Annotated in this window: 7 protein-coding genes; 6 read left to right on the forward strand and 1 reads right to left on the reverse strand. The window is 59.6% G+C overall.

Going from position 1 to position 7,232, the window contains the following annotated elements; translation table 11 throughout:
• Positions 1 to 25 precede the first annotated feature (25 nt).
• On the forward strand, positions 26 to 940 hold the full coding sequence (locus tag ACE4YL_RS14290; protein ID WP_461369726.1) for an anti-sigma factor family protein: 915 nt from the start codon (positions 26 to 28) through the stop codon (positions 938 to 940).
• A 267-nt stretch (positions 941 to 1,207) separates the two neighbouring features.
• Here the strand turns inward: ACE4YL_RS14290 and ACE4YL_RS14295 are convergent, their stop codons facing one another.
• A complete protein-coding gene (locus ACE4YL_RS14295) occupies positions 1,208 to 1,609 on the reverse strand; it encodes an RrF2 family transcriptional regulator (protein ID WP_461369727.1) in 402 nt (133 codons plus the stop codon).
• A gap of 178 nt (positions 1,610 to 1,787) precedes the next feature.
• On the opposite strand from ACE4YL_RS14295, the gene ACE4YL_RS14300 reads away from it, so the two are divergent.
• The 5 genes from ACE4YL_RS14300 to ACE4YL_RS14320 all read left to right on the forward strand — a co-directional run.
• On the forward strand, positions 1,788 to 3,017 hold the full coding sequence (locus tag ACE4YL_RS14300) for a DUF401 family protein (RefSeq protein WP_461369728.1): 1,230 nt from the start codon (positions 1,788 to 1,790) through the stop codon (positions 3,015 to 3,017).
• Between the two features lie 198 nt (positions 3,018 to 3,215).
• Entirely contained in the window at positions 3,216 to 3,989 is a 774-nt protein-coding gene (locus ACE4YL_RS14305) for an alpha/beta hydrolase (RefSeq protein WP_461369729.1), read from the forward strand.
• Positions 3,985 to 5,484 carry a glycerol kinase GlpK gene (gene glpK, locus ACE4YL_RS14310; RefSeq protein WP_461369732.1) on the forward strand — a complete coding sequence of 500 codons (1,500 nt, stop codon included), beginning with the start codon at positions 3,985 to 3,987 and terminating at the stop codon, positions 5,482 to 5,484. The genes ACE4YL_RS14305 and glpK overlap by 5 nt, the downstream gene beginning before the upstream one ends.
• A gap of 100 nt (positions 5,485 to 5,584) precedes the next feature.
• Positions 5,585 to 6,703, forward strand: a complete 1,119-nt coding sequence (locus tag ACE4YL_RS14315; protein WP_461369730.1) for a metallophosphoesterase family protein — start codon at positions 5,585 to 5,587, stop codon at positions 6,701 to 6,703.
• The coding region (locus tag ACE4YL_RS14320) for an AAA family ATPase (protein WP_461369731.1) at positions 6,700 to 7,232 on the forward strand (533 nt) is incomplete at its 3' end. The genes ACE4YL_RS14315 and ACE4YL_RS14320, both read left to right, overlap by 4 nt.

Here is a 7,232-nt window from a genome sequence, read left to right on the forward strand (position 1 = left end):
TTAAAGAGCAAATGGAGGATTATAAATGAAGGTATCCTGCAACATGATTAGAGACGTTTTGCCGTTATACGTGGAGAATTTGGCGAGCAGCGATACACGCAGAATCGTGGAAGAGCATATTGCTGCGTGTGAAAGCTGCAAGAAGCAGCTCGATGAGATGAACGCCTCTCAAAATCTTCCGGCAGATATTGATACCGAACCATTGAAGAAGCTGAAAGCTATCTTGCGAAGGAATAAAATCCAGATCTTTCTCCTGTCAGTTATGTTAACTTTGGCTGCCGCTGTTGCTGTAATTGCCTTTTTGACTGCGCCGCAATATATTCCATACAGCGGAAACCCCGTTTTGATAAAAGAAAACGCTGACGGGGCGGTGCTGGCCGTATTCAGCGACGAGGTATCGGGATACAGCATCCATCATTATCCTGCCGACAGGGGACCCGGCTTTGTATATCACATTACGGCGTGGAGCAGTATCTGGAACAGGTATATAAGCAAAAGTTCCGCCAACAATACTGTTTTAAATCCCGACGGCAAGACAGTGGCTTCGGTTTATTACTACATGCCTTACAGAAGTGGAGATCGCTTATATGCCGGGGATGGTGACATCTTAATCTACGGCCGGGATCAGGTTCCGGATGGAAATGTAGTAACCCTGCCCAGAGGCTTTCTGGCATACTACTTCTTCATGGCTGCAGCGCTGGCCATTTTTTGCCTGATAGCCATGTATATATTCCGCCGCCACGCAAAAGCAAAGGAAGTGATCTTTAAAATATTTCTTCTGCCGGCGGCTTACATCGTGGGCAGCCTGTGCATAAAGGGTCTTCACTTCATGTCATATTCAGCCACACGAGACTTATGCGCCATACTGCTGGTCACGATTCCGCTGTACTTGGCTTTGCTTTCTGCCGGCTACTTGATTAAAGAGTTGAGGCGCGTATAATTTTTCTTGGAATCATGTCCCTTTGCTGAAGCACGGCCAAAAGTAAAAAGGGGCTGCCTCAAAATTTTTTTCGCGATGATTATGGCTGTTTCTTCCCAGGGGAAGAGGGGTGCATCCGGAGTCTCGTAAGTTATTTCGATGGTAGCTGCTTCTCCTTTCCCGGGAAGGAGCCCCGGGAGAGGGTAGTAACATTGGAGCTACTTTTTTTGAGGCAGCCCCAAACTTTGCTTGAAATATGGCCAATGCTTTTGCCAACTGCCTGGAACTTCAAATTAGTTGATCCAGAGTTATTTCTAGTTCTCTCAACAATGCCTCCTGGGCTCTGACCCATACCGGGTGGACTTTGCATTGGGCTTCCCGGCTGCATGCACCGGGTTCTGCCAGGCATTTGTTGAGGGCAAGGGGACCTTCGACAGCTTCAATTACTTCCCGCAAGCTAATTTTGTGCGGCGGCCTGGCCAGCGAAATTCCTCCCGCAGCTCCTCTCTGGCTTACAACCAGGCCGGCAATGATCAGGCGGCCCAGGATTTTTGATAGGAAGTAAATCGGTATTTCCTGTTTCGAAGCCACTTCTTTAGTCGTGACCTGCGCCGCTCCGTAATGCCTGGCCAGTTCCAGGGCGCATCTAATGGCATATTCTCCGTGCCGCGTAAGGCGAATTTTAATCATCCCCAATAAAAGACATATAAGGTGAATAAGACCGTATTTATCTAATTCGAGGCAAGATCAGAAAATCCTTCTTTTCCGTAAAATTTTTTTAAAAAAGATTTTCTTTTCCGATTAAGGCTCCCAAAGGAGGAATCTAGCTTTGACGTAGATAATATCATAACCAGGAAATAGGAAGTAGATGATGGAACTGATTGGCGTAATCGTAGCAGTTGCCCTGGTATTCGTGCTATTGTTCCTGCGGAAAAATATGGCCCTGGTTATGCTGATCGGCTCCCTGGTCCTGGCCCTGTTCATGAAAGCTGGTCCCGCGGAGTGCTTCAGCATTGCCGCGGCCGCCCTCACCTCTGCAAGCACCCTTAACCTCCTGGCGGCGATCACCGCTATCGGCATCCTCGGCGAGCTCATCTATCACAACGGTGCCATGGAGAAGGCGATGGAGTCCCTGAAAGCCCTGCTCCGGGACAGCCGGGTGCTGCTCATGCTGCTGCCGAGCATGATTGGGCTGCTTTCCATTCCTGGAGGGGCCTATTTTTCCGCGCCGCTGGCAGATCAGATCGGCACAGGCCTGAAAATGAACCCGGCCCGGAGAGCGCTGGCCAACGTCTTTTTCCGCCACTTTCTCATGCCCGTCTACCCCTTTTTCCCCGGCTTCATTGCCATGCTCTCCTTTACCGATATCTCCGCGGGCACGCTGGCGGCCCTGTGTCTCCCCGCGGTGGCCGTGGCGACCCTGCTGGGAGCCTGGTTTATCTTCCGCCAGACAGGCGGTGAACCCCTGGGCGAAGGGCAAGAGCGGCGGTACGGTGAAAATGTCAAGGGCTTCCTCTACTGGCTGCTGCCGGTGCTCCTGGCCCTGGCAGCCGTGGTTGCGCTGGACTGGCCCTTCTGGGCGGCCCTGCTGCCGGCCCTGGTCCTGGCCCTCTTCCAGTACCCGCCGGAAGAAGGGTGGCCGGCGGAGATGAAGAAGCGGCTTCTCCTGCTGGTCAAAGGCGTCCCCGTTAAAATCCTGCTGGGTGTTGCCGGGATCATGATTTTCAAGGAGTTTATTGCCCGCTCCGGGGCCATGGAGCAGCTTTCGCAGTTCTCCAGCAGCGCCGGAATTCCCCCCCTATTGCTGATCCTTCTTCTACCCTACCTCGGAGGTATGATCACGGGCAGCTGCTACGCCTCCCTGGGGCTGACCCTGCCGGTGCTGGTGCCCCTGCTCGGCATGGTCGGCCGTCCAGAGGCCATGCTGGCCCTGGCCTACCTGGGCGCTTTCTGGGGCTACGTCGCTTCGCCGGTACACCTCTGCCAGCTGCTGACGGTGGAGTATTTCAAGGTTACCCTGGGTGCGGTGCTGCCTCACCTGGCCTGGATCGGCGCCGTAGTCCTGGCCTTATCCACGGTTTACTTAACCCTGCTCTAGCGGATTCACCTGGCTGCCTTTATTTTTAAAAGTTCCTGCTTTGTTTCTGGCCGGGAGATGAAAGACTGCCGGGGGCCGGTTTAAAAAGCGAAGAACCCTTCTTATTAGCAGGATTAATGCCAATTATCAAGAAACATATACACTAACAGTTGGCCGGAAGATGTTTTCAGTTCAACATTTAAAGGAGGGCAACAAGATATGGAAGGCAAAATTCTGGTGGGAGCCGAGCCCTTTTTCTTTTCGGGCGGTGACGCCGGCTGTCTGCTGGTGCACGGTTTTACGGGAAATCCCTCGAGTATGCGGCCCATGGGCGAATACCTGGCCGGCCAGGGCTTTACCGTGGTCGGGCCACGGCTCAAGGGGCACGGCACTAAAGTGGAAGACATGCTCGACAATACATACCACGACTGGATCGCTTCGGCCGAGGCGGGGCTGGAGGAAATCAGGAAGCACTGCCGCACCATTTTCGTGGCCGGCCTCTCCATGGGGGCGACGCTGGCGCTGCACCTGGCCTGCAGCCATCCCGATACCATTAAGGGCGTGATCCCCATCTGCGGTCCCGTGTTCATGAAAGATTTCCGTCTCATCTTTCTGCCGCTGCTTCGCCTCCTCGTGAAAACTGTACCCGGCATCGGCAGCGACATCAAGGATCCCACGGTTACGGAGCTCTCTTATGACCGGGTCCCCCTGGCGGCGCTGGGAGAGCTGTTGAAGCTGTGCCGCCTGGTGAATGGAGAGCTGCCCCGGATTAAGCAGCCGGCGCTCATTTTCCAGTCGCGGGAGGATCACGTGGTCCATCCTTCCAACGCTCCCTATATTTTGGAGCACATTGGCTCGGCTGAAAAAGAGCTGGTCTGGCTGGAGAACTCCTACCACGTGGCCACGCTCGATTATGACAAGGAACTGATTTTTGAGAAGACGGTGCAATTTATGCGGCGGCATTCTAAATCGCGGGGGGGCGATCAACATTAAGGCGCGCATCCTCTCTATTGACCAGGGCACTACCGGCACCACCGCCATCCTCTGGGATGAGCGGGGTCGGCCCCTGGGCCGGGCGGCCCGGGAGCATCAGCAGTATTACCCGCACCCCGGCTGGGTGGAACATGATCCGGAAGAGATCTGGGCGGCCACCCTGGACGTGGCCAAAAAGGCTTTGCAGGAAGCGGGAACGGAACCGGCTGAGATCACGGCCATCGGCATCACCAACCAGCGGGAGACGGTGGTCTTCTGGGAGCGCTCCACCGGCAGGCCGCTGGCCAATGCCATCGTCTGGCAGTGCCGCCGCACGGCGCAGCTCTGCCATGAGTTGAAGGAAGCCGGCCTGCTGGAGCTCTTTCAAGAGAAAACCGGCCTGATCCTGGATCCCTACTTCTCCGGGACGAAGATCAACTGGGCCCTGGAGCATATCCCCGCCGTCCGCGAGGCGGCGAGCAGGGGAGAGCTGGCCTGCGGGACCATCGACAGCTACCTCCTCTTCCGGCTTACTGGCGGCCGGGTCCATGCCACCGATTACTCCAATGCCTCGCGCACCCTGCTTTTCAATATCCGTGCGCTGGAGTGGGACCCGCAGCTGCTGGAGATCCTGAAAGTTCCGGCAGAGATCCTGCCGCGGGTCATGTCCAGCAGCACCATTTTCGGCGAGACCGACCCCGCTGCCTTTTTCGGCGTGCGGGTGCCGGTGGGCGGCATTGCCGGTGACCAGCAGGCCGCCCTCTTCGGCCAGGCCTGCTTTGAAGAGGGCATGGTGAAGAACACCTACGGCACCGGCTCTTTTCTGCTGATGAACACCGGCGATAAGGCCATCCGCTCCGAGGCGGGACTGCTCACCACCATCGCCTGGGGCATTGACGGGGGCGTCACCTACGCCCTGGAGGGGAGCATCTTTATTACCGGCGCCGCCATCCAGTGGCTGCGCGACGGCCTGGAGATAATCAGGCACGCTTCGGAGACGGGGCCGCTGGCGGAGCAGGTGGAGGACAGCGGCGGCGTCTACCTGGTGCCCGCTTTCGTGGGGCTCGGCGCCCCTTACTGGGACCCCTACGCCCGGGGGTTGCTCATCGGCATAACCCGGGGCACGACGCGGGCTCACCTGGCGCGGGCCGTGGTGGAGGCCATGGCCTACCAGACCCGCGATGTGCTTGAGATCATGCGCCGCGAGGCGGGGATTCCCCTGGGCGAGCTGAGGGTTGACGGCGGAGCCAGCGTGATGGACCTGCTGCTGCAATTCCAGGCGGACATCGCCGGCACGGTGGTGCGCCGCGCCTCCACGCTTGATACCACCGCCCTCGGGGCTGCCTACCTGGCCGGCCTGGCGGCGGGGGTCTGGCCCGATTGCGCGGCGCTGGCGGAGCAGTGGCGCGAGAGCGCCTCTTTCCAGCCCCGGATGGACGAGGCGCAGCGCGCCGCCCTCTACCGCAACTGGCTGCGGGCGGTAGAGAGAGCGCGCGGCTGGGTTGAGGAAAGCTGAAGCCGCCGCGGCATGCCGTTGGGCCGGCCGGAGGCGAATTGAGGCCGGGGAAAATTTTTCTCGTAAAAAGCTGTAAAATTTTGGGGCAGGAGGCTTGATCATGTCCCTAAGGATATTTCACACCGCCGATCTGCACCTGGGGATGACTTTTCGCAATCGCGGCTACCCCGAAGAGGTGCGGCAGCAGCTGGTGGAGGCGCGCTATGAAGCGCTGGAGCGAATGGTGGAGCTGGCCAACGAGGTGCGGTGCCGGCTCTTCTTGGTGGCCGGGGACCTCTTTCACCGGGCGCAGCCGCCCCGCGAAGCAATTGCCCGGGCGGTGCGCAGCTTCTCCCGCTTCCAGGGCGACTGCGTGGCTCTCTTACCGGGCAACCACGATTACTACGACGGCTACGGCAACCTCTGGAAGGAGCTGCGGGAGCTGGCCCCCGATTCGCTGCTCCTGCTCACCGATACCGTTCCCTACCCGCTGCACGATTACGGGATTGACGCCGTGCTCTACCCCGCTCCCTGCCACCGGAAGCATTCCCGGGAAAACAGGCTGGGCTGGATCCGCGAGCTGGCGGAGCGGCCTGCCTCCGGGTGGCATCTCGGCGTGGCCCACGGCACGGTGCGGGGGATCTCCCCCGACCTGGAGGGAGAGTATTTCCCCATGGACGAGGCGGAGCTGGCCGGGCTGCGGCTGCACCACTGCTTTCTCGGGCACACCCACGTGCGCCATCCCAACCTCGAGCAGGTGCAGGGGGCTCTCTTTTGCTTCAGCGGCACCCCCGAGCCGGACGGCTTCGACTGCCGCCACGGCGGCAGCGCCTGGATTACCACCCTGGAGGAGGGCGGCGTCCACTGCCGCGCCGTCTCCACCGGAAAGTTTCGCTTCATGGAGATTAGCCGCGAGCTGCGCGGCACCGCCGACCTGGATGAACTGGAGAAGGAGCTGCGGCAGGCGGGTAAAGAGACCCTGGTGAAGCTGCGCCTCTCCGGCTTCCTGCCGGAGGAGGCCTACAACAGCCGCCGCCGCCGGATTGACGAACTGCGCTCCTCTCTCCTCTACCTGGAAGACGATGACAGCGCCCTGGCGATGGAGCTTTCGGCGGAGTTCATTGCCGCCCGCTTCCCCGCCGGCTCCTTCCCCCAGCGCCTCCTTTCCCGGCTGGCGCAGAAAAATGACCCCGCCGCGCTGCAGCTGGCCTATCGTCTCATCAGCGAGGTGAAGCGATGATTATCGAAGCGCTTACACTCGACCCCTTCGGCGCCCTGAGGGAGAAAGTCTATTCCTTCCAGCCGGGGCTGAACGTTCTTCTCGGGCCCAATGAAGCGGGGAAGAGCACCCTGGTCAACGCCCTCTTTGCGGTCCTTTTCCTGCCGCCCGACCTGAGGCGGAACTCGGAGGACTGGAGAAACTTCCTGGCCAGGTGCCTCCCCTATCCCGGCGGCGACACCTGCCGGGTAAGCCTGAGCTTTCGCGATGCCGCCGGGAAGCGCTGCACCTACACCTGCTCCTGGGGGGCGCGCAGGGAAGCCAGCCTTCTCCTGGAGGGCGGCGCCGAGATCAACGACCCCGCCGCGGTGCGGGAGCGGCTCATGCAGGCGCTCTCTTACGGCCGCGCCACCTACGAGGCGGTGCTCTTCGCCCGCCAGGATGAGATGGAGCGAACCCTGGAGAGGCTGCGCCGCGACACCGAGGCGTCGCACACCATTGCCGAGATCCTGCGGCAGGCGGTGATCGAGGCCGGCGGCGTCTCGCTGGA

Source organism: Candidatus Darwinibacter acetoxidans (genome assembly GCF_041936445.1).
Taxonomy (GTDB): domain Bacteria; phylum Bacillota; class Limnochordia; order Darwinibacteriales; family Darwinibacteriaceae; genus DTU010.